The 20,038-nt window shown below is 69.6% G+C and carries 20 protein-coding genes; 8 read left to right on the plus strand and 12 right to left on the minus strand.

Annotated features, from left to right (window positions below; translation table 11 throughout):
- Window positions 1–403: 403 nt before the first annotated feature.
- Entirely contained in the window at window positions 404–2,209 is a 1,806-nt protein-coding gene (locus tag WMF36_RS29895) for a cytochrome-c peroxidase (protein ID WP_437574174.1), read from the plus strand.
- 366 nt (window positions 2,210–2,575) lie between these two features.
- Here WMF36_RS29895 and WMF36_RS29900 read toward each other — a convergent pair whose 3' ends face one another.
- Window positions 2,576–3,469, minus strand: a complete 894-nt coding sequence (locus WMF36_RS29900) for a LysR family transcriptional regulator (RefSeq protein WP_437581977.1) — start codon at window positions 3,467–3,469, stop codon at window positions 2,576–2,578.
- A 103-nt stretch (window positions 3,470–3,572) separates the two neighbouring features.
- Between WMF36_RS29900 and WMF36_RS29905 the strand changes: the two genes are divergently transcribed.
- The 3 genes from WMF36_RS29905 to WMF36_RS29915 all read left to right on the plus strand — a co-directional run bounded on the left by WMF36_RS29905 (window position 3,573) and on the right by WMF36_RS29915 (window position 7,024).
- Window positions 3,573–4,487: an SDR family oxidoreductase gene (locus tag WMF36_RS29905; RefSeq protein ID WP_437581978.1), complete on the plus strand. Its 915-nt coding sequence runs from the start codon at window positions 3,573–3,575 to the stop codon at window positions 4,485–4,487.
- Complete coding sequence (locus WMF36_RS29910; RefSeq protein WP_437574175.1) at window positions 4,484–4,957, plus strand: SRPBCC family protein; 474 nt, start codon at window positions 4,484–4,486, stop codon at window positions 4,955–4,957. The genes WMF36_RS29905 and WMF36_RS29910 overlap by 4 nt, the downstream gene beginning before the upstream one ends.
- Before the next feature lie 840 nt (window positions 4,958–5,797).
- Window positions 5,798–7,024, plus strand: a complete 1,227-nt coding sequence (locus tag WMF36_RS29915; protein WP_437574176.1) for a serine hydrolase domain-containing protein — start codon at window positions 5,798–5,800, stop codon at window positions 7,022–7,024.
- A 29-nt stretch (window positions 7,025–7,053) separates the two neighbouring features.
- On the opposite strand, the gene WMF36_RS29920 is transcribed toward WMF36_RS29915, so the two are convergent.
- Window positions 7,054–9,093 carry a RecQ family ATP-dependent DNA helicase gene (locus WMF36_RS29920; RefSeq protein ID WP_437574177.1) on the minus strand — a complete coding sequence of 680 codons (2,040 nt, stop codon included), beginning with the start codon at window positions 9,091–9,093 and terminating at the stop codon, window positions 7,054–7,056.
- A gap of 170 nt (window positions 9,094–9,263) precedes the next feature.
- Between WMF36_RS29920 and WMF36_RS29925 the strand changes: the two genes are divergently transcribed.
- Complete coding sequence (locus WMF36_RS29925) at window positions 9,264–10,265, plus strand: hypothetical protein (protein ID WP_437574178.1); 1,002 nt, start codon at window positions 9,264–9,266, stop codon at window positions 10,263–10,265.
- 290 nt (window positions 10,266–10,555) lie between these two features.
- Here WMF36_RS29925 and WMF36_RS29930 read toward each other — a convergent pair whose 3' ends face one another.
- From WMF36_RS29930 to WMF36_RS29945, 4 genes are all read right to left on the minus strand, one after another.
- Entirely contained in the window at window positions 10,556–10,873 is a 318-nt protein-coding gene (locus WMF36_RS29930; protein ID WP_437574179.1) for a type II toxin-antitoxin system VapC family toxin, read from the minus strand.
- A gap of 75 nt (window positions 10,874–10,948) precedes the next feature.
- Entirely contained in the window at window positions 10,949–11,188 is a 240-nt protein-coding gene (locus WMF36_RS29935; RefSeq protein WP_437478152.1) for a hypothetical protein, read from the minus strand.
- Between the two features lie 42 nt (window positions 11,189–11,230).
- Entirely contained in the window at window positions 11,231–11,857 is a 627-nt protein-coding gene (locus WMF36_RS29940) for a hypothetical protein (protein ID WP_437574180.1), read from the minus strand.
- A complete protein-coding gene (locus WMF36_RS29945; RefSeq protein WP_437574181.1) occupies window positions 11,854–12,330 on the minus strand; it encodes a DUF4260 domain-containing protein in 477 nt (158 codons plus the stop codon). Before WMF36_RS29945 ends, WMF36_RS29940 begins: the two co-directional genes overlap by 4 nt.
- Before the next feature lie 113 nt (window positions 12,331–12,443).
- Here WMF36_RS29945 and WMF36_RS29950 point away from each other — a divergent pair, with 113 nt between their 5' ends.
- The gene (locus WMF36_RS29950) at window positions 12,444–13,406 is read left to right on the plus strand and encodes a LysR family transcriptional regulator (protein ID WP_437574182.1); all 963 of its coding nucleotides are present in this window, start codon (window positions 12,444–12,446) and stop codon (window positions 13,404–13,406) included.
- Window positions 13,407–13,550: 144 nt separating this feature from the next.
- Here WMF36_RS29950 and WMF36_RS29955 read toward each other — a convergent pair whose 3' ends face one another.
- The 3 genes from WMF36_RS29955 to WMF36_RS29965 all read right to left on the minus strand — a co-directional run bounded on the left by WMF36_RS29955 (window position 13,551) and on the right by WMF36_RS29965 (window position 15,233).
- Entirely contained in the window at window positions 13,551–13,979 is a 429-nt protein-coding gene (locus WMF36_RS29955; protein ID WP_437574183.1) for an HNH endonuclease, read from the minus strand.
- The gene (locus tag WMF36_RS29960; protein WP_437574184.1) at window positions 13,969–14,391 is read right to left on the minus strand and encodes a hypothetical protein; all 423 of its coding nucleotides are present in this window, start codon (window positions 14,389–14,391) and stop codon (window positions 13,969–13,971) included. Before WMF36_RS29960 ends, WMF36_RS29955 begins: the two co-directional genes overlap by 11 nt.
- A gap of 590 nt (window positions 14,392–14,981) precedes the next feature.
- Window positions 14,982–15,233 (minus strand): addiction module protein, encoded by a 252-nt coding sequence (locus tag WMF36_RS29965; protein ID WP_437574185.1) that lies wholly within the window; start codon window positions 15,231–15,233, stop codon window positions 14,982–14,984.
- A 460-nt stretch (window positions 15,234–15,693) separates the two neighbouring features.
- Between WMF36_RS29965 and WMF36_RS29970 the strand changes: the two genes are divergently transcribed.
- Window positions 15,694–16,422, plus strand: coding sequence for a substrate binding domain-containing protein (locus WMF36_RS29970; RefSeq protein WP_437574186.1), 729 nt, complete (start codon window positions 15,694–15,696; stop codon window positions 16,420–16,422).
- A gap of 194 nt (window positions 16,423–16,616) precedes the next feature.
- Here WMF36_RS29970 and WMF36_RS29975 read toward each other — a convergent pair whose 3' ends face one another.
- From WMF36_RS29975 to WMF36_RS29985, 3 genes are all read right to left on the minus strand, one after another.
- Window positions 16,617–17,249: a hypothetical protein gene (locus tag WMF36_RS29975; protein WP_437574187.1), complete on the minus strand. Its 633-nt coding sequence runs from the start codon at window positions 17,247–17,249 to the stop codon at window positions 16,617–16,619.
- A 940-nt stretch (window positions 17,250–18,189) separates the two neighbouring features.
- Window positions 18,190–18,576: a hypothetical protein gene (locus WMF36_RS29980; RefSeq protein ID WP_437574188.1), complete on the minus strand. Its 387-nt coding sequence runs from the start codon at window positions 18,574–18,576 to the stop codon at window positions 18,190–18,192.
- Window positions 18,552–19,049 (minus strand): DUF4260 domain-containing protein, encoded by a 498-nt coding sequence (locus tag WMF36_RS29985; protein WP_437574189.1) that lies wholly within the window; start codon window positions 19,047–19,049, stop codon window positions 18,552–18,554. Before WMF36_RS29985 ends, WMF36_RS29980 begins: the two co-directional genes overlap by 25 nt.
- 113 nt (window positions 19,050–19,162) lie before the next feature.
- Between WMF36_RS29985 and WMF36_RS29990 the strand changes: the two genes are divergently transcribed.
- The gene (locus WMF36_RS29990) at window positions 19,163–19,756 is read left to right on the plus strand and encodes a LysR substrate-binding domain-containing protein (protein WP_437574190.1); all 594 of its coding nucleotides are present in this window, start codon (window positions 19,163–19,165) and stop codon (window positions 19,754–19,756) included.
- Window positions 19,757–20,038 lie beyond the last annotated feature (282 nt).

The raw sequence follows: 20,038 nt of genomic DNA on the forward strand, positions 1-20,038 counted from the left end.
CGGCGCAGGATCGTGCGGGCGCTACACCGGACGAAGGCGCGAGCCCCTGCGCCGTGGAGAGCGCCCCGTCGTGCCCCGAGGGCGCCGCCGCGCAGGAGCGCCGCGAGCCGCCGTGAGGGCACGCCCTCGCGCCGGAGCTCCCTCCCGCTCCGCGCTGCCCCCGTGTGGCTGTCCGTAACACTGACGCCAGAACACTGATGCCAGGCGACCACACCCCCCCTGCCGCCGCCCCGCCCATCGCTCCCCGCACCTCCGAACACCGCGCCTCCCGGGCGCGCCGCGCGCCCCCGCCTCCGCGCACGCGCCTTGCTCTTGCTCGGCCGCGCGCCGTCGACTCCTCGACAGCGTTCTGGGTTTGCTGTTGCTCGCGCTCGCCGAGCAGCCCGCCACCTCCGGAGGCCTCATGCATCGGAATCTCTCCCGCACGACAACCCACCTGGCTCTCGCGGCCTTGAGCGCGATCGCCGCCGGCGTCGCGGCCTGCTCCTCTCTCCCCGACGACTCCGCGAATCGGTTGCCGTCGAGCCCCGCGCTCGACGAGCCCCCGCCGCCCATCAGCGGCGGCACGCTGCTGATCGCCCGCGACGGGCACACCGCCGTGGCGGCCGACCCCGATCGCGACGGCGTCTGGGTGGTCGACACCGACGGCGGCGAGCCCCGCGCGATCCCCCTCGCGCGCGGCGACGAGCCCGGGCGCGTCGTCGAAGACGCGGCCGGCCGCGTCCACGTCGCCCTGCGCCGCGCAGGCGAGCTCGCGACGATCGATGTCGGGACGGCGAAGGTGCTCGACCGGCGCGCCGTCTGCCCCGCGCCGCGCGGCCTCGCCTACGACGCGTCGCTCGACGCGATCCATGTGGCCTGCGCCGGCGGCGAGCTCGTGACGCTCCCGGCCCAGGGCGGCGCCGCGCTCCGGAAGCTACGGCTCGACGCCGACCTGCGCGACGTGATCGTCGAGGGCGATCGACTGCTCGTCAGCCGGTTCAAATCCGCGGAGACCCTCGTCGTCGGCCCGGACGGAGAGGTGCTCTCGCGGCGGTCGCTCCCGTCGTTCACCGCGAACGCCGCCGTCGACTCCGACTACCGCCCCTCGGTCGCCTGGCGCATGGTCGCCCTCCCCGGCGGCGGCGCGGCGATGGTCCACCAGCGCGCGTTGACCTCGCCCGTCGTGCTCGCCCCCACGGGCTACTACGAGGCTGCCGCCTGCGATGGCGGCATCCTGCACGGCGCCGTCAGCGTCCTGCCCCCGGCCTCGGCCGCTCCAGGCGACGGAGCCGAGCCCCCGACGCCGGCCCTCTGGCAGATCGCGCTCCCGGTCGACATCGCGGTCGCGCCGGACGGAAAGCGCGCCGCGGTCGTGGGCGCCGGCAACTACACGACCGAGTTCATCCACCTCGACACCATCACGAGCGAGGACGCCTCGGGCACGTGCGGTGTCTACAAGCAGTGGCAGCACTCGAGCCAGCCGATCGCCGTCGCCTTCACAGCGCGGGGCCGTGCGGTCGTCCAGTTCCGCGAGTCGGCGAGGATCGAGGTGCTCGATATCGACACGTTGGATCGCGTGGGCATCGACCTCCCCGGTGACAGCGTGAGGGACCCGGGACACGCGCTGTTCCACAAGCCGCCGCTCAGCTCCCGCGGCATCGCGTGCGCCTCCTGCCATCCGGAAGCGCACGAGGACGGTCACACGTGGCGCTTCGACAAGCTCGGCCTCCGGCGCACCCAGACGGTCGCGGGCGGCGTGCTCAGGACAGCTCCCTTCCACTGGAGCGGCGACCAGAGCGACCTCACCCACCTCATGCGGGAGGTCTTCGTCTCGCGCATGGGCGGCTCATGGCCAGGAGATCGGAATGTCGAGCTCCTCGAGCGCTTCCTCGACAGCGTGCCGGCGCTCCCTGCCTCGCCCCCCGACGACCTGGCCGCCGTCCGGCGAGGAGAAGCCCTGTTCCATGACCCGCAGGTAGGCTGCGCGACATGCCACGCAGGGCCGATGCTCACGAACAACCTCAACGAGGATGTCGGGTTCGGCGAGGCACTCCAGGTGCCCTCGCTGATCGGCCTCTCCGCGCGAGCGCCGTTCATGCACGACGGCTGCGCGAGGACGCTCCGCGACCGGTTCGACCCGGCCTGCGGCGGCGACCGCCACGGCGACGTCTCCGCGCTCGCCCCGGCGCAGCTCGACGAGCTCGTGGCGTACCTCGAGTCGCTCTGACGCCACGGAAGGCGCTCCGCCGCTCACGGCCAGGGATCGCGCCGTGAGGGGGCACGCGTACGTTACTCGCTCACGGAATCGAGGCGCTTGTTCGGGCTGCATCAGGAGAGCACGTCGGCAGCAGTCTTGGGTCGCGTCCTGTCCGATCTCGCAGGCCCCTCCCATGTCGCAGAAGTGCGCGGAATGACCGTGCTTTCTGTTGGGTTTCGATGGGTTGGGCGAGGGCTGCCGAGCCAGACTGGCCGACTTTGCCTGCAACAGGGGCCCCGGGGGCGACGGCGGCGAGGGCGGTCGTAGCGCAAGGCGCTGCCGTGGATCGTAGTGAAAGTAAGTGCCGTAGCGTAGAAGTCGGCGGGGTTAGCCGCCTTATGCCCCCATATAGGCCGCCAGCTCGTCAGGACTTCCCATGGGAAAGGCTTCCTTCAAATGGTCGAGGAAGGCGGATACACGAGCGCTCAGCAGCCGCCGGGACGGATAGAGCGTCCACAGGGCGATGTCTGGGCCGTCCACATCGCCCCAATGCACCAGAGTTCCAGCGGCCAGATCGTGACTTACAAGTGAGATTGGGAGGCGTCCGGCGCCGACGCCCGCTCGGACAGCATCGCGGACCAGGACGAGCGACGATAGGCGCAGGACTGGATCAACCACGATGCGTGATCTTCCAGCTGGCGCCTTGACATCCCAGGCTGCAGTCCGGTCGCCTGCCCCCCGCACTACAGCCGGAACAGCAAGATTGTCCGCCGGTCGAGCGAGGCCCGGGCTCGCGACGACGACCAGCCGATCGCGCAGCAAGATTCGTCCGACAAGGCTTTCATCCGGATCCGGATTGACCCGGATCACCAGGTCATAACCTTCCTCTACCATGTCGACGGCCCGATCTTCCGTCGTGACCTCAAGCCGGACCTCCGGATATTTCAGCGCGAACTCGGCCGCAAGCTGACCCATCGTGATCTGCGAGAAGAGCAAAGGCGCGCTAATTCGTAACTTGCCTCGCGGCCGGTCCCCACCCGAGGCGATCGCTGCCGCAGTCTCGTCGAGCTCGATAAGCAATGCCCCCGTTCGCTCATAGAGCGCCCGTCCTTCCTCGGTGAGCTTCAGTGTGCGCCCCCCGCGCTCGAAGAGACGCAGGTCGAGGGCGGTCTCCAGCTCCGCGACCCGGCGGGACAGGGTCGCTTTCGGGCGCCCCGCGGCGCGTGCGGCTCGTCCGAAGCCTCCGTGTCGGGCGACGAGGCTGAAATCAGCGAGAGCAAGCAGATCCATGCGTTCCACCAGTGAGACGGTCTGTCCCAAAATATCGTCTATCGGCACGAATGTAAATCACCAATTTACAGGGTGTCTTTTGACCCAAACCGGAATGATCCCCATGACCATCCTCGTTACCGGCGCAACCGGCACAGTCGGCCGCCAAGTCGTCGAACAGCTCGCGAAGCGCGGCGCCGACGTGCGCGCTCTCGTCCGTGATCCCGCCAAAGCTGACTTCCCGGCGGGCGTCGCCGTCGCGCCGGGCGACCTGCTCGACGTCGACTCGCTGCGGAGCGCCTTCTCGGGCGTCTCCACGCTCTTCCTGCTCAACGCCGTGGCGCCTGACGAATTCACCCAGGCCCTGATCGCGCTCAACCTCGCCCGCGAGGCCGGCATCGAGCGGATCGTCTACCTGTCGGTGATCCACAGCGACCTCTACGTGAACGTGCCGCACTTCGCGGGCAAGTTCGCCGTCGAGCGCATGATCGAGCAGATGGGCTTGAACGCCACCATCCTGCGTCCCGCGTACTTCATGAACAACGATCTCACGATCAAGGACGTGGTGACCGGACACGGCGTCTACCCGATGCCGATCGGCGGCAAGGGGCTCGCCATGATCGACGCGCGCGACATCGGCGAGATCGCGGCCATCGAGCTGATCCGCCGCGAGCAGGCCGCCGCCCCGCTCCCCCTCGACCGGATCAACCTCGTCGGTCCCGACACGCTGACCGGTGCGGATGCCGCAGCCATCTGGACGGAGGTCCTGGGGCGCCCGATCGCCTATCCTGGCGATGACACCGCCGGGCTCGAGCAGAACCTCCGGCAGTTCATGCCGAGCTGGATGGCCTTCGACATGCGCCTGATGAGCGAGCGCTTCCTCACCGAGGGCATGCTCCCCGAGGCCGGCGATGTGGCACGTCTCACCACGCTCCTGGGACGCCCCCTGCGCTCCTACCGCGACTTCGCCGCCGAGATCGCGACCTCGGTCCAACGGCCGAGCGAACCCCAACACTCACGACAAGGAACATCCTCATGATCTATTCGACCGCCACCGTCCCGGTGAACCCGGAAAGCGAGACCGAGCTGACCCGCGCGCAGGCCTGGGAGGGCCTGGTCCTCAAGGCCCGCGACGCCCGCCTGTTCCTACCGCCCGGCCTCTGCACCCGTTGCGACGTCGTCGAGGAGAGCGGCTCTCACATCGTGCGTGAAGCCACGATCGCAGGCGACGACCTGCGCGAGATCATCACGTTCGAGCCACAGAGCAAGGTCACTTTCTTCCAGGCCACCGGTCCCCGCGAGGGCGCGATCATCAACGAGCTGTTCGAGGACGCCGACGGCACGCTCCAGCTCCGCTTCTACTGCTACCTCGGCCTGCGCGGCAAAGAGCCGAACGGCCCCGAGGAGCAGGCCGAGCAGGAGTGGATGAACGGCGACAAGGGCTACAAGAGCGCCTTGCTGTCGACGCTGAAGCGCACCCGCGAGCTGCTCGCGGAGGGCCGGCGCTGATCACCACAAGGGACATGAACGACGGGACTGCCTCTCAGGAGGCGTCCCGCTTTCCGAGGTATTCACCGCCATCCACTGGATCGTGCGGCCCCGACATGAGGCGCGAGCGTTTTCGACGCTGGCCGACGCGGAGGAGTGGCTTCTCTCGAGGTTGCGCGCCACGGGCGCCGAAGTCACTGCTGCTGCCGCTCCGCGCTAGGGTGCGGGTGCCGCGGCGTCTGCCGATGGGAGGGGGCGATCGACGAGCCGACCCCGACGCCGAATCCCAGCAACTACGGACGGCGAGGACGCGGGGAGGGGGCCGACGTGGGCTGCACGGACGGGAGCTACGGGAGCTACGGTGCGCGAGGCACCGCCTGCAGGGCGCCTCCCTCTTCGGTCTCGAGGAGCACGACGGCCCCGGCGGCCGCGGCGTGACCCGCCTCCATGGCGTCAGCGCCGTAACCGCCCATCGGCCGCCATGGGCGTGGCCCCTCGCGGCGCGCGCCGGGGTCGGCGAACCTGGACGCGGGGCGCCAGGGCGGCTCACTCGGAAAAGCGGAGTGTCTCGACCGCGACGCCGCCCTCGCCCCAGGTAGCAGGATCCGCGGGGTTGCCGGTGGCCCGCCCTCGCCGGGTCTCCGCAGCGGCGGCCTATCTTCGGAGATGCGCAGATAGGTCGCGGAAGTCGCTGCCTAGTCACGGGAATGCGCAGAGTTGCCGCGGAGCGTCGCGACCTGTTCGCGGGAATACGGAGATTGGCCGCGGTGCCTCGCCGTCTACATGCTATAACTCGCCGCTAGGCCCTGCGACGCAGCTGATTGCGACCTTGACCGGACATGGAATGAATCGAGGGAACGAATGAACGGAGGAGACCAGATCGCGAGGGCCGTCGGAGCGATCGTAGACTCTGGCGCGCTTGCCAACGCAGCAACGATGGTTTGGCGCGACGGCAAGGTGGTTCAGCGCGCGTCTGTTGGGTGGCGAGACCTGGAGGCCAAGCTGCCCCTTGAGCATGACAGTCTGTTCCGCATCGCGTCGATGACGAAGCCGATCACCTCGACGGCGGCGCTCATGCTGTTCGAGGAGGGGCGCTTCGCGCTGACCGATCCGATCACCCGCTGGGCACCGGAGTTCAGAGACATGCGCGTCCTGCGTTCTCCCACGGGCCCGCTCGACGAGACCGACCCGGCAGAACGACTGATCACCTTCGAGGATCTGCTGACGCACCGCTCGGGACTAACCTACGGGGCTTTGCATCCTGGGCCCATCGCGAAGGCCTATGGGGAGGCGCTGGGAGGCGATATCGATAGCCACGTAGCGCCCGATGATTGGATCACGCGGCTGGCTGCTTTGCCGTTGCTCGACCAGCCGGGGGCCACCCTTCACTATGGTCACTCGACCGATCTCCTTGGGTTGCTCATCGCACGCATCGAGGACGCGCCGCTCGGCGACGTGCTCAAGCGCCGGATCTTCGATCCGCTTGGCATGGCCGACACCAGCTTCATCGTGCCACGTGAGAAGCGGAACCGGCGAGTCAAGAACTACGGGTTCGATGGTTCGGGCCGCCTCTCCGCGCGCCTCACCTGTCCAGGCGACTCGACGGTTCCTGAACGGCCTGATGACATGGAATATGTCTCCGGCGGCCAGGGGCTGTGGTCGACGTTGGACGACTATCTCGCGTCCGCCCGCATCTTCCTGGGAGCAGGCGCCGTGGATGGCGTGCGTATATTGCAGCCCGAAACTCTCGCCTTGATGACCTCCAACCGTCTCACGGAGCAGCAGCGCGCTACGGCTGAAGTGGGAGGCATGCCGCTCTTCCGGGGCGGTCATGGGTTCGGGATGGGCGTCGCCGTGGTACTCGATCCGAAGAAGGCCGAGCCCACGGTGTGTGGGGGCCGCAAGGGTGCAGTCGGTTGGCCTGGCGGCTTCGGAGGCTGGTGGCGCGCGGACGCCAACGACAACTCGGTGCTGATTTTTCTGGCACATAACATGGTCGAGCGGGACCAGCTCAGCAGAGGCATCGGCTTGGGAGTCTACGAAGCCATCACCCAGTTCCAAGCCTTGGCGTCGGCCGACGACCGCTGACGACCTTATCACTCAGCAGCCGGCTAACATCAGCGCCGGCCGCTTCGAGCTGCTCCCCGGCCGCCGCGCAGGCCCGCGTGCGCATCTTTCCCCGGCGCATGTTCACGAGCGCCGGCGAGGAGGGGGAGCCCGGCGCACCAGTCGAGCACCTCGGAGAACCGGCGAGCGACCAGGACGCCGAAGAGCGGATCGCGCGCGAGCTTGGCCTGGGTGGTCGCCGGGCTCGAGAGGCCGCAGAGGAAGCGCGCCGCCTGGCGAGGGTGACCCAGGGCGCCCCCGTGCGCCGCGCGCAGCGCCGTGAACGCGGCGACGTCGAGCCCCGCCGGCATCGGCGGCGCGCGCGGCGGCTCCGGCAGCCTCAGGGCGACCCGGGTGCGGCAGAAGGTGCAACGCCCGCACGCGGCGTCGAGGCGCTCGCCGAAGTACTCGGCGAGCGCGGCGGCGTGACAGCGCTCCGCGGTGAACAGCTCGAGCACCTGCCGCACGCGCGCGATCTCCGCGTCCTCGCGCCTCGCGAACCGCGCCAGGAGCTCGCCGACGAGGGCGGGCGCGTCGTCCGGCGGCGCGACGCGCACGAAGCGGTGCCGCAGGTCCGACGCCTTGAGCTCCGCGAGCCCCTGCCGCTCGAGGTACTCGAGCGCGCGCACCACCCGCTCGCGCGGCTGGTCCAGCGCGGCGGCGGCGGCGGCCGGATCGATCGCGTACAGGACTCGCCCCCTCTTCGCATGGCCGAAGAGCGCTTCGAGGAACCGCGCCGGCTCGCCCTTCACCGTCGCGACGACCTCCTCGAGCTTGCGGTGGAGCCGCACCTCGTAGCCGGCGTAGAACGGCGTGAGCTGCCGGACCGCGCCCATCAGCTCGAGGTAGGTCAGCGCGGTGCGGAGCACGAGCGGCCGGACGTCGTGGCGCGCCGACAGCGCGTGCAGGCCGAGCTCCACCTGGGGCGCGCCGAGCACGACGCCGACCACCCGGTGGAGCGCCTCCGCGGTCGGCGTATCGCCATAGGCGAAGTTCTCGAGGACCGGCAGATCGTCGCCGCACACGAAGAGCTCGACCGCCGAGGGCGCCTGATCCCTGCCCGCGCGGCCGATCTCCTGGCTATAACTCTCGAGGCCCTTCGGGAGATTGTAATGGTCGACATAACGCACGTCGGCCTTGTCGATCCCCATCCCGAACGCAATGGTGGCGACCACGACGCCGCGGTCGCTCTGCATCCAGTCGTCCTGCACGCGCGCGCGCTCCACCGCGTCCATTCCGGCGTGGTAGGCGCGCGCCGGCAGCCCCGCCGAAGCGATCTGCTCGGCCACGTGCTCGGCGGTCTTCTGGAGCGTGACGTACACGATGGTGGAGCCGGGCGGCCGGGATCTCAGGCGCTCGATCAGGATCCGGTCGCGCGCGGGCGCGCTCACCGCCGTCGCGCGGATCTCGAGGTTCGGCCGGTAGAAGCCGGTGACGATCGCGTGCTCCTCGCGGATGCCGAACGTGGCGCAGACGTCGCGCACGACCCCGGGCGTCGCGGTGGCCGTCAGCGCGAGCACGCGCGGCACGCCGAGCGCCCGGGCGGTGTCCGCGAGCCTCAAGTAGTCGGGGCGGAAGTTGTGCCCCCATTCCGAGATGCAGTGGGCCTCGTCCACCGCGAACAGGGCGATCTTGAGCTCTTTCAGCAGCGCCATGAAGCGCTCGCTCACGAACCGCTCGGGGGCGACATAGAGCAGCTTCGTCTTGCCCGAGCGCAGGTCCCTGTGCGCCTCCGCCGCGTCGTCGGTCGACAGCGACGAGTCGAGCCGGACCGCGGCGATGCCGCGCGCCGTGAGGAAATCGATCTGATCCTTCATCAGCGCGATCAGCGGAGAGATGACGATCGTGACCCCGTCGAGGAGCAGCGCGGGGAGCTGGTAGCAGAGCGATTTGCCGCCGCCTGTCGGGAAGACCGCGAGCGCGCTGTGGCCCGAGAGCAAGGCATCCATGACCGCGCGCTGGCCTGGGCGGAGATCGCGGAACCCGAACCGCGCCTCGAGCACGTCGAGCAGATCCTGGCGGGGGAGCGTCGGCCGGTCCAAGGGGCGCATCCTACACATCGTTCGCGCCGAGGGGGGTCCTGCCCCGCTTCCGTCGACACCCCCGGAGGCACCCGGGGGCAGGGATGGGACGGAGAAGGAGGAGGGCGCTCGAGCCCGGGCGGCGGCGGGCGGACGACCCGATCGGGGATCGGTGTAGACTGCGAGGCCGGAGCTGGGCGATGGGCGGCAAGCTGTTCAACCTACCGAGGATGCCCCGAGGCGAGTACCTGGCGATCGAGGCCGAGGTGCGGCGCTACCTCGACGTCAAGCTGCCGGGGCAGTACCGCATCCCGCGCTACTACGGCGACAAGCCGGACTTCGGGGACATGGATGTGATCGTCGCGTCGCGGCCGGACTGGGGCGAGGTGCGCGCCGAGATCGCGCGCGACCTCGGGGTCACGCAGACCAAGGCCGTGGGGCACGTGTTCTCGACGGTGTACCGCGGGCTGCAGACCGATTTCTTCCCGGTGCCGGAGCGCTACCTCGAGAGCGCGTACAGCTTCATGTGCTTCAACGACGTGGGGAACTTCATCGGGCGGATCTGCCGGCGCTTCGACCTGAAGTACGGGGAGCGCGGGCTCGCCTACGTGTACCGGCGCGAGGGGGGCAATTACCGGGCAGACCTGGAGGTGACGCGGGATTTCGAGCGGATCTGCGGCTTCCTCGGGTTCGATCACGGGGCGTGGCAGGCGGGGTTCGCGTCGCTGCCGGCGGTGTTCGACTGGGTGATCGCGAGCCCTTATTTCTCGGTGGCGCCCTACCTCGATGATGGCGAGAGCCCGCTGCGGGAGCGCGCCGGCGTGCGGTCGACCGTGGCGCGGTTCATCGAGTACCTGAGCGCCCGGGGGATCGACAAGCGGCCCACCCTCGGGGACCGGCGGTCGTACCTGCCCATGATCCTCGCCGCGTTCCCGGAGGCCGATCTCGGCGGGCAGATCGAGCGCGAGCGCGCGGCCGAGGCGCGGCGGGCGCAGATCGACACGAAGTTCAGCGGGAAGCGGGTGATGCGGCTCGTGCCGGGGCTGGAGGGGAAGGCCCTCGGCGAGCTCATCACGCGGTTCAAGGGATCGTTCGACGACTTCGAGGGATGGCTGCTGGCGACGTCGGAGGCGGAGATCGACCGGCGCATCACCGAGTTCGCCGCGCTCCTCGATGCGGAGCTGCGTCCTCCCGGCTCCTGAGCGTCCTTTCCCGCCCGCCGGCTCGACGGACCCGCAGGGCGGCTGCAGCGGGCCTGCTGCTCACCCACCACCCGCCCGAGCGGCTCCCCCCGCAGGCACGCCAGGAGCTCCGCCAGAATGGCCACTCTGAGGCCGGGAATGGATGCGGGTGTTCCTCTACTGTGTCCATGAGGGCTGACTATTGTCGTTCACACGCGGCCGGAGGCCGTCGGGTGCAGTGCCACTGCTGGGCGGAGTCTCGACAGAATGACACCACATGTCGATCGACGCATGCTTTGATCCCAGCACGATCATGCATCTGCCCAGATCACACGGACATCGTAGGGCGTCATGAGCCGATCGGCGGTGACGAGCTGGATGTCCTCGACCTGGGCCTGCGCGACCAAGATCCGGTCAAATGGATCCTTGTGATGCGGGGGAAGTCCAGCGACCTGGAGGGTGTGCCGTTGCTCGATGGGCAGGGAAAGGTGACCGAGGGCGGCCATGCGAGAAGGAATGTATTCGGCAGGCGGGATGGGAAGGGAGAGCTTTCCGAGCGCGTGCTTGATGACGATTTCCCATGCTGTCGCAGCCGAGATGTAGACGTCAGTACCTTCTGCGACGAGCAATCTCCACGACGTCGCGCCTGATCCTCTCGGGGTCGGCGACGAGCCAGAGCCAGCAGTGTGTGTCGAGCAGCAACCTCATGTCTCGCCATCGAACGCTCGCTGTAGGTCCTCCGGCAACGGCGCGTCGAAGTCATCGGCGATCTGGACCGTACCCCGATCCATGCCAAGCGCTGCCCGCTTGTCGAGTGGCGCAGCCTTCTGCGGGGAGGTGATGAGGACGATCACCTCCGCTGGGCCTTCTGGAAGGTCTGCGGGCACCTGCAGCTCTACCCGACGGTCTGCGGGGATGACGATGGGGATCTTGGCGGCTTGCACGATGCTTCCTCCTGCTCCGTTACCGGCGATCTCAGTCTAGCGTCAGAGCTCCCCGGCGTCACGCGCGATGCCCGAGGCGGGCCGGCCGGTGCGCGCGGCCCGGACGGACATGTCCGGCAGGCGCCGGCTCGACCCGACGCGATGAGCCGGAAGCTGCGCCTGAGAGACCCTATCCCGGTCTTTACAAGCCCAATGCCCCAGTTCACCTGCGGGACCTTTGGCCTCCAGGCGCGCCGAACGTACCCTCCGGGCGAGGAACCCGCCAGGCGAGAAACCTGATGACCAGCGGGGCGCTCGGGCGGAGAGCGTCGGCATCTCCTCGAACACCTCGTCGTCAGGCAAGGAGAGGACCTCTTGGCCGGCCGCCGCGAGCCCTTCTCTCGAGCCTCGTTGCGCGACGAGCGCGCGGCCATTCTTCACTGTCCGAGTGCTCTCACCGATTTCTGATCCACTGTTCGAACTCACCCACCGGGCGCTGCGGGTGCAAGAGTGCGGGTGCAAGAGATAGACACCAGCGCCGTCTGCGGCGCGGACCCTCTCGATCAGGTGATGCGGCTCGATCCGAAGCTCTTGCAGAATTTCGAGGTCCTCGGTGAGGTTGTCGAGCCGGGCTGCCGTCCACTCTGTTACTTCAGCAGCCGTCTTCAGGTCGGCGACCGTTGTAATCATCGTTGCTTGAAAGAGCGCTTCGAGCCCACGGGGCCGAGATGCGTGTCGCCGAACGCCGTCCCGTACTTGAGCCCATAGCCCAGCATCCGATCGAAGCCGATGTGCCCGACCCAGATCGCCGCGCCGAGCAGCAGCGTCGGCGAGCCAAGCGCGACCGACGCGGCCGCGAGCAGCGCCGGAGCCAGATGGCTGTGCCCCGCGTTGTAGGCCACCGCGCCCACGCGCGGGCCCGCAAGGTAGCCGAGCAGCGACAGGTCGGGCAGGAGGAAGAGCGCCGCGAACCATCCCCAGCTCCCGCCCAGGTGCGCGTAGGCGAACAGCGCTGCTCCGAGCACGAGCGCGCCCTCGAGGCGCAGGAGCGCGCGCGGCATGCCCTTGGCCCCGCCCGCCGAGACCTCGCAGGTGGGCTGCGGCACGGGGCGGCGGGTAGCGGGAGCAAGGTCGAGCGCAGGGAGCATCGCGGCGGTGGTCATGGTCGTTCTCCTCGTCGTGCGTACCGGCGCGGGTGCCGGCGACGTGGAGAGCATGGTCGCTGCGGGTGCTCATGAACATTGTACAAATGCGTCCATCCGCTCATCATCTTTTGATGAGCCCAGCCGAGCCCTCGTGGGACCTCTACGGTGCCTTCCTTGCCGTCATGCGCACCGGCAGCCTCTCCGCCGCCGCGCGTGCCCTCGACGTCGCGCAGCCCACCGTGCGCCGCCAGATCGAGCAGCTCGAGTCGCAGCTCGGCGTCGTGCTCTTCACCCGCGCGCCGAACGGCCTGGTGCCGACCGAGCTCGCGCTTGCCACGCTGCCCTACGCCGAGTCCATCGCCGCGAGCGCGCGCGCCCTCGTGCGCGCCGTGTCGAGCCCCACCGATGCCGACCGCGGCACCGTGCGCGTCACGTGCAGCGAGGTCGTCGGCGCCGAGGTGCTTCCCCCGATGCTCGCCGCGCTCCTCGTGGCTCATCCGCGCCTTCAGATCGAGCTCGTCGCCACGAATCGCAACGAGGATCTCCTGCGCCGCGACGCCGATGTCGCCGTGCGCATGGCGGAGCCGACGCAGGCCGGCCTGGTGAGGCGCTGCGCCGGGCGCGTCGAGATCGGCCTCTTCGCCACCAAGGCGTACCTCGCCGCGCACGCTGCCCCGACGTCGCTCGCGGGGCTCGTGCCCGACCACGCCCTCATCGGCGCCGACGGCTCCCGCGCCATGATCGACGCGATCGCCGCCGCCGGGCTCGTCACCACGCCGCGCGATTATGCGTTCCGCAGCGACAGCGACATCGCGAAGCTCGCCGCGGTGCGCGCCGGCCTCGGCATCGGGGTGTGCCAGCTCCCGCTCAGCCGGCGGCCGGTGCCGCTCGTGCGCGTGCTGCCCGCGCTCGCCTTCCACCTGGACGCCTGGGTCGTCATGCACGAGGATCTGCGCGCCGTGCGCCGCGTCCGCCTCGTCTTCGAGCACCTCGTCGCGCAGCTGGGTGCCTACGCGACCCAGGCACGCGAAACACGGCCCGTGGCGGCGAAGGCCCGGCCGCCGGGCACGCGGGGAAGGCCCAGCTCGGGCTGAGCGGCGAGGGCCCCTTCATGACGACCGAGGTGGGGTCTCCCACCTGGCCCACGTTGACACTGCGCTCGCCCGCCGAACGCCCTGCCGGTCTGCCGCGGCGCGCAGCGCCGCCGGCAGCAGCGGCTGGTTGGGCAGCTTCATGGTTCAATCATCGGGCGGATGCCACCCCACAATGACCCAGCCTCGCCGGGCTTCCACGATCTCGGCGCGGTTCAGGCGAACCGCAGCGATCGTAGCTCGGCCAGTTGGCGTCTTACCGATGATCAGAGATCCCTCCGTGCTCCAGCTGAAATGATCCAGCCAGACCTGCTGTCGTGGGTTGAAGAGACGCACGACTTCCCCGGTGTACGGGTCGGGAGCAGCGATTCGATTGCCCTTGTGATCGTTGCACATCGAGCATGCGAGCCAGAGGTTTTCCCTGGCAGTAGGTCCGCCCAGCGACTCAGGGATAATGTGATCGATCTCCATCGGCGTGCCGATGATACGCGCCGAGGTCAGGCAGTAGCCGCAGCGATGGCGCGCCTCACTGGCGACCTGCTCACGCAGCGCCCTCCCGATGTAGCTACGGCTCATGTCCTTGGTGAAGCCCCGAGACGTCATGACCTCGCTGTTTGAGCAGCGCGGCAGATCGGGAACGGACCAGCATGATCCGGCTGTACTCCTTCATGAGCGTCGCGAGCGCCTCGATGTCCGACGCGGAGAGCCCTTCGCTCTGGCGCTTGATGTGCAGCTCCTCGAGATCCGCGGCCTTCTCCGGGGCGAGGCTCTGCCTGGCGGCCCGCCATAGATCCTCGTCACCTAGCAAGTGCAGCGCGGCGATGGCCTCCGCCATGTCGGCCGGCAGCCCGTCGGACTCGTCAGGGAGGGAGGTTGTCACCGCATCGACGAGCTCGGCCTCGACGGTTCGTTGCGTCTCCTGCGCGCGGCGAGCCAGGCGCTCGTACAGCGGCTCGGGCAGGTTCACGGTAACGGCTTGAACGGCCATGTCCTAGTTTACGATGGGCCGTCGAGACAAGCAAGCTCGGCGGTGCAAGGCACCGCCGACGCGCAGCCGGCCGATCTCCCCTGCCGTGCCATGATCGGTACCATCGTCTGCCCAACGTCTGGAGTTCACCCGCGAGGTCCCGAGCGCAGCGAGGGCCTCGTCTGGTGCAACGACAAGTTAGACCGCCGTGGGGATAAGGCGAACAAAGGCGTCGCGGTGCATCGAGCGCCTGGGAGCGCGAGCGTTTTGAACGGGATGGTGGCGATGTCGACCAAGGCGCGAGACCAGAATATCACGATGCTAGAGCGTGGCGCTGGATTGCCCCAGGTGAGAGGAAATAGCGAAGTTCCAGGCTTCGGCGAGCTGTTGAACGGGTCGATCCGTGATCGGATGGGGTGCCGTCCGGACACGTCGGCGATCGCTCTGCAATGCTCCGTGGTGAAGGAGAAGTTCCTGGCCAGATTTGAAAAGATGTCGGGGCCTCTCCGATCTTATCGAGCATCGACGAGACCTCGGCGATGAACTCGTCGCCCAGCCCGGGGCGCCTCTCGTCGTGCCAGATGGCCGCCGCACGAAGCTCGGCGCGCGCCTCAGGATGAAGCTCGACCCGCACGCCGGTCCAAGAGCTCCTTCAGGAGCTCCGCCCGCGCCGTGCCCCAGTCGACCGTCTGGACCTTACCCTCCGCGACCTCGAGCGCTCGGCGCGTCAGCTCACCCGTCCACGCTGCTGCGACCTCCTCGGCGTCGGGCTCCTCAAGGCTGGAGAGCACTTCTTCTGCCAGCCGGGCCCGCTCGTGGCGGGGCAACAGCAGCACCTGCGCGAGAAGTTCCTCGGTGGACATAGGGGAAATGTAGCATGGCTCGGGTCCACCACGCACGGCGATGCGGCCTCCAGCTCGATGGCCTACGAGTGCGGGCTCCCGAGCGTCGGCGGCAAGGGCGGTGACGGATTGCCCGGCGGCGCCGAGGACGGGCACGACGGCAAGCCGACCCCGACGCCGAACCCCGGCAACTACGGACTGCGAGGAAGCGGGGACGTGGCCGACGTGGGCTGCACGGACGGCAACTACGGCATCTACGGCGCGCGAGGCACCGTCGGCGCCCCCGGCCAGGGCATCGGGCGCATCAGCGAGGCCGGCTGGGAAGCGGACCGGGCCGGCGACGGCGGCCGGGGCGCACCGGGCGGCGTGCTGGAGCACCGCTCGGCCTATTCCTGCAACGGGGGCCCCGGGGGCGACGGCGGCGAGGGCGGCTACGGCGGCCCGGGGCGCGGCGGCGTTCGATCGCACCTCGCGCGCGGTCGTGCTCACGGACGAGGGGCGCCGGTTCTACGAGCAGGTGGCGCCGCTCCTCGCGGGCATCGAGGACGCCGCCACGGACGCGGCGGGCTCGTCGGCTGCGGTGCGCGGGCGGCTCCGCGTCCACGTCGATCCGCTGTTCTCGCGCCTCGTCCTCGCGCCCCGCCTCCCCGGGTTCCTGGCCGCGCATCCCGGCCTGTCCCTCGACCTCTCCGTGCGGGATCGCCTGGGTGACCTCGTCTCGGAGGGCTTCGACGCGGCCGTGCGCTTCGGCGAGCCGGAGCCGTCAGCGCTCGTCGCGCGCCTCTTGCTGAAGACACGGATACTGACCTGCGCGTCGCCCGACTACATTGCACGGCATGGCCGGCCGGCGCATCCCCGGGAGATCGCCGAGGGGCGGCACGAGTGCATCCTGTTTCGCGATCCGGCCACGGGGCGGCCCTTTCCGTGGGAGTTCCACCGCGGGGACGAGGTCATCGAGGTGCCTGTCTCGGGCCGGCTCACCCTGAACGACTCCACGACGCTGCTCTTTGCTTGCGCCGCCGCGCACGGGATCGCGCCGGCGATGGAGATCGGCGTGGGCGAGCTGATCCGGAGCGGCAGCCTCGTGGAGCTGTTTCCGGAGTGGGGGGATGAGCGGTTTCCGCTCTACGTGTTCTATCCGTCGCGGCACTTGCCGCCCGCGAAGGTGCGGGCGTTCGTGGAGTTCGTGGTCTCTTCCGTCGTGACGTGAGAGGGGCCGGCGTGCGGGCCCCTCAAGGCGCTCCGCAAGTGGCTCTACGGAAGCCCGCGGTTGAAGCGAGGAGCGCCTTCAGGTGCAGCTCGATGCTGTGAAAACACTCCGTGGCAAACGTGGATGCGCGCACCTGGTATTCAACGTGCCTGGTTTCGCCGCGGCGAGCGCCGCCGCCGGTGGGGCTCTCGTGATCACTGCGCAGCGGGCGGAGGAAGCTTGATGTTCGCAACGTTGCATGACGTGCAGGAGGGGCCCTCGCCGTTGGGCTGAATTTCACGGTAGGAGATGGTGCGCTCGAAGCTCACGAGCTCGCGTTGCGTGTCGACGTCGATGACGCTGACCGAATAGACGTCCCCGTCCTCGAGCTCCGTGTCGACGTCCGCCGAGAAATCGATCGAGAGCTCCCATTGCGCGTTGGTCGGGTCGACGTCGAAGAGCGAGAAGCCGAACCGCCCGCCGTCGATGTCGGCGTTCGCGCCGTTGGTAGGGCTCGGCGAGCTCGGCAAATCACCCGGATCCGAGCTGAGCGTCGCTTCTCCGCAGCGCCCGTTCCAGCACGCCCGGACCTCGATGTGCGCCGACGCATTCGCGGCGAGCCCGATAGGCCCCGAGATCTGGACGCCGTCCTCGCAACCGACGTCCGTGCCGTTGCACAACGGACATCCGGCGATGAGCGCCGCGAGCGCGAGGAGGGCCGTCCCGGCGGCGGCCGCGCGCAGCACCGCCCGGCCGCGCCAGCCGCCTCCCGCTCGGGTGTCCCCACGCCTCGAGGAGGACGGATCGATATTCAGGATCGCTGTGGCCGAGGTGCCGGTTCCCTTCATGATACCCTCATTGATGCTGGCTAACGCGCCGTGGGCGGGCCGGACCTCCGATGCGGGATCAGGCTAGCCGGGCTGGCGATAAGCAGGTGTCGAGGATCCCATCCACGCACGGGGCGAGCAAGTTATATCCTCGCCCGCCGGGCGCCGCGGGGGGCCAGCACGGTTCCGGCAGCGAGGCGCGAAGGGGCGTGGGGTCCGGGCGGCGGGCGGCGTTCGGAGCGCATCCAGCGCGGCGCGCTCGTGCCGCCCTCGAGCCCGTGCCGCGCGCCGCGCACCTTGACGCCGGCGAGCGCGTCGCCCCGAGGCGGGTACCGTCGGCGGCGATCGGCGCGGCATCGTTCGCCGGACCGCCAAAGCCCCATGCGGCGATCGTGACGATGCGCAGCCTCACACTTTCGCCCTCCGGCTCGACCCGGGCAGCACGCCACCCTGGCGCGGCAGGGCGGGGTCAGCCATCAGACGCCCGTGCGCGCCGCGCGAACTGCTCGGCACTCAGCCAGCTCCGCTCCCATCGGTCCCCCGCTCGCCCCACTCCACTCTCGTCGCCATCGCTCGCTCCTTCGTCGCGATGGGAACTGGTAACCGGCGCCGCACGGACCGTCACGATGGCGTTGGTCGGGCGCTTACGCGGCGGCGACTCGATCGGCATCGCGCATCGCCTACCTCGACGAGGACCGGCTCACGGCCCTGGGCGTCACCTTCACGCTGGGGCCGCCGGGCAAGGGCGGAATCAGCCGGGACGACCAGGGCAAGATGATCTCGGGCGAGGACGGCGTCGCCGTGGAGATGCGCCGATTTTCTGAATCGCTGGAGTGGGATGGAGCTCGCCCAGCGAACCGCGGCCGTGGAAGCCGGCGCGTCCACAGGCCCGGGTGCAGCGGCGGCCATGGGGGTGATCGGTCGAGCACCGCAGGTTCCCGTACCACCCGGGGCCGTCCCGTCAGCGGGGCGCTCGGGCGGGAAGCGTCGGCATCTCCTCGAACACCTCGTCGTCAGGCAAGGAGAGGACCTCTTGGCCGGCCGCCGCGAGCCCTTCTCTCGAGCCTCGTTGCGCGACGAGCGCGCGGCCATTCTTCACTGTCCGAGCGCTCTCACCGATTTCTGATCCACTGTTCGAACTCACCCACCGGGCGCTGCGGGTGCAAGAGTGCGGGTGCAAGAGATAGACACGAGCGCCGTCTGCGGCGCGGACCCTCTCGATCAGGTGATGCGGCTCGATCCGAAGCTCTTGCAGAATTTCGAGGTCCTCGGTGAAGTTGTCGAGCCGGGCTGCCGTCCACTCTGTTACTTCAGCAGCCGTCTTCAGGTCGGCGACCGTTGAAACCATCGTTGCTTGAAAGAGCGCTTCGAGCCCACGCGGCCGAGGTGCGTGTCGCCGAACGCCGTCCCGTACTTGAGCCCATAGCCCAGCATCCGATCGAAGCCGATGTGCCCGACCCAGATCGCCGCGCCGAGCAGCAGCGCCGGCGAGCCAAGCGCGGCCGACGCGCCCGCGAGCAGCGCCGGAGCCAGATGGCTGTGCCCCGCGTTGTAGGCCACCGCGCCCACGCGCGGGCCCGCAAGGTAGCTGAGCAGCGACAGGTCGGGCAGGAGGAAGAGCGCCGCGAACCATCCCCAGCGCCCGCCCAGGTGCGCGTAGGCGAACAGCGCTGCTCCGAGCACGAGCGCGCCCTCGAGGCGCAGGAGCGCGCGCGGCATGCCCTTGGCCCCGCCCGCCGAGGCCTCGCAGGTGGGCTGCGGCACGGGGCGGCGGGTAGCGGGAGCAAGGTCGAGCGCAGGGAGCATCGCGGCGGTGGTCATGGTCGTTCTCCTCGTCGTGCGTACCGGCGCGGGTGCCGGCGACGTGGAGAGCATGGTCGCTGCGGGTGCTCATGAACATTGTACAAATGCGTCCATCCGCTCATCATCTTTTGATGAGCCCAGCCGAGCCCTCGTGGGACCTCTACGGTGCCTTCCTTGCCGTCATGGCCGTGCGCATGGCGGAGCCGACGCAGGCCGGCCTGGTGAGGCGCTGCGCCGGGCGCGTCGAGATCGGCCTCTTCGCCACCAAGGCGTACCTCGCCGTGCACGCTGCCCCGACGTCGCTCGCGGGGCTGGTGCCCGACCACGCCCTCATCGGCGCCGACGGCTCCCGCGCCATGATCGACGCGATCGCCGCCGCCGGGCTCGTCACCACGCCGCGCGATTATGCGTTCCGCAGCGACAGCGACATCGCGAAGCTCGCCGCGGTGCGCGCCGGCCTCGGCATCGGGGTGTGCCAGCTCCCGCTCAGCCGGCGGCCGGTGCCGCTCGTGCGCGTGCTGCCCGCGCTCGCCTTCCACCTGGACGCTTGGGTCGTCATGCACGAGGATCTGCGCGCCGTGCGCCGCGTCCGCCTCGTCTTCGAGCACCTCGTCGCGCAGCTGGGTGCCTACGCGACCCAGGCACGCGAAACACGGTCCGTGGCGGCGAAGGCCCGGCCGCCGGGCACGCGGGGAAGGCCCAGCTCGGGCCGAGAAGGCGTCTGACAGCGCAGCGAAATCTGCGTGCCTGGGGTCGGCGAAGCGCTGGGAACGGGAGCGGGTTCGTGGCGGAGCGCTCGCCGGCGTCGAGGAGCTCGGCACGCGGCACGGGATCGAGGGCGCTGCGCGGCCCAGACCGATGCCGACGTCTGCGGTAAGCGCAATTGTTTGCCCTCGCAGTACTGCGAGGGCACCCCGGCGCCCTGTTCCGAGATCGCTCTCGAGGACTGCCGCGACGTGCCGAACTGCCGCGTCGAGCCGTGCTCGGCGGGGCATCTTTCCGCTCGA

This window comes from Sorangium sp. So ce887, assembly GCF_051521455.1.
Taxonomy (GTDB): domain Bacteria; phylum Myxococcota_A; class Polyangia; order Polyangiales; family Polyangiaceae; genus Sorangium.

Coding starts and splice junctions, on each gene's coding strand:
- WMF36_RS29955 (WP_437574183.1), bottom strand. CDS start 13,979: ATGAGCCGTAGCTACATCGGGAGGGCGCTGCGTGAGCAGGTCGCCAGT.
- WMF36_RS29915 (WP_437574176.1), top strand. CDS start 5,798: ATGAACGGAGGAGACCAGATCGCGAGGGCCGTCGGAGCGATCGTAGAC.
- WMF36_RS29905 (WP_437581978.1), top strand. CDS start 3,573: ATGACCATCCTCGTTACCGGCGCAACCGGCACAGTCGGCCGCCAAGTC.
- WMF36_RS29980 (WP_437574188.1), bottom strand. CDS start 18,576: ATGGTTTCAACGGTCGCCGACCTGAAGACGGCTGCTGAAGTAACAGAG.
- WMF36_RS29950 (WP_437574182.1), top strand. CDS start 12,444: ATGAGCCCAGCCGAGCCCTCGTGGGACCTCTACGGTGCCTTCCTTGCC.
- WMF36_RS29895 (WP_437574174.1), top strand. CDS start 404: ATGCATCGGAATCTCTCCCGCACGACAACCCACCTGGCTCTCGCGGCC.
- WMF36_RS29945 (WP_437574181.1), bottom strand. CDS start 12,330: ATGACCACCGCCGCGATGCTCCCTGCGCTCGACCTTGCTCCCGCTACC.
- WMF36_RS29900 (WP_437581977.1), bottom strand. CDS start 3,469: ATGGATCTGCTTGCTCTCGCTGATTTCAGCCTCGTCGCCCGACACGGA.
- WMF36_RS29990 (WP_437574190.1), top strand. CDS start 19,163: ATGAGCCCAGCCGAGCCCTCGTGGGACCTCTACGGTGCCTTCCTTGCC.
- WMF36_RS29920 (WP_437574177.1), bottom strand. CDS start 9,093: ATGCGCCCCTTGGACCGGCCGACGCTCCCCCGCCAGGATCTGCTCGAC.
- WMF36_RS29975 (WP_437574187.1), bottom strand. CDS start 17,249: ATGAAGGGAACCGGCACCTCGGCCACAGCGATCCTGAATATCGATCCG.
- WMF36_RS29910 (WP_437574175.1), top strand. CDS start 4,484: ATGATCTATTCGACCGCCACCGTCCCGGTGAACCCGGAAAGCGAGACC.
- WMF36_RS29940 (WP_437574180.1), bottom strand. CDS start 11,857: ATGATTACAACGGTCGCCGACCTGAAGACGGCTGCTGAAGTAACAGAG.
- WMF36_RS29925 (WP_437574178.1), top strand. CDS start 9,264: ATGGGCGGCAAGCTGTTCAACCTACCGAGGATGCCCCGAGGCGAGTAC.
- WMF36_RS29960 (WP_437574184.1), bottom strand. CDS start 14,391: ATGGCCGTTCAAGCCGTTACCGTGAACCTGCCCGAGCCGCTGTACGAG.
- WMF36_RS29965 (WP_437574185.1), bottom strand. CDS start 15,233: ATGTCCACCGAGGAACTTCTCGCGCAGGTGCTGCTGTTGCCCCGCCAC.
- WMF36_RS29985 (WP_437574189.1), bottom strand. CDS start 19,049: ATGACCACCGCCGCGATGCTCCCTGCGCTCGACCTTGCTCCCGCTACC.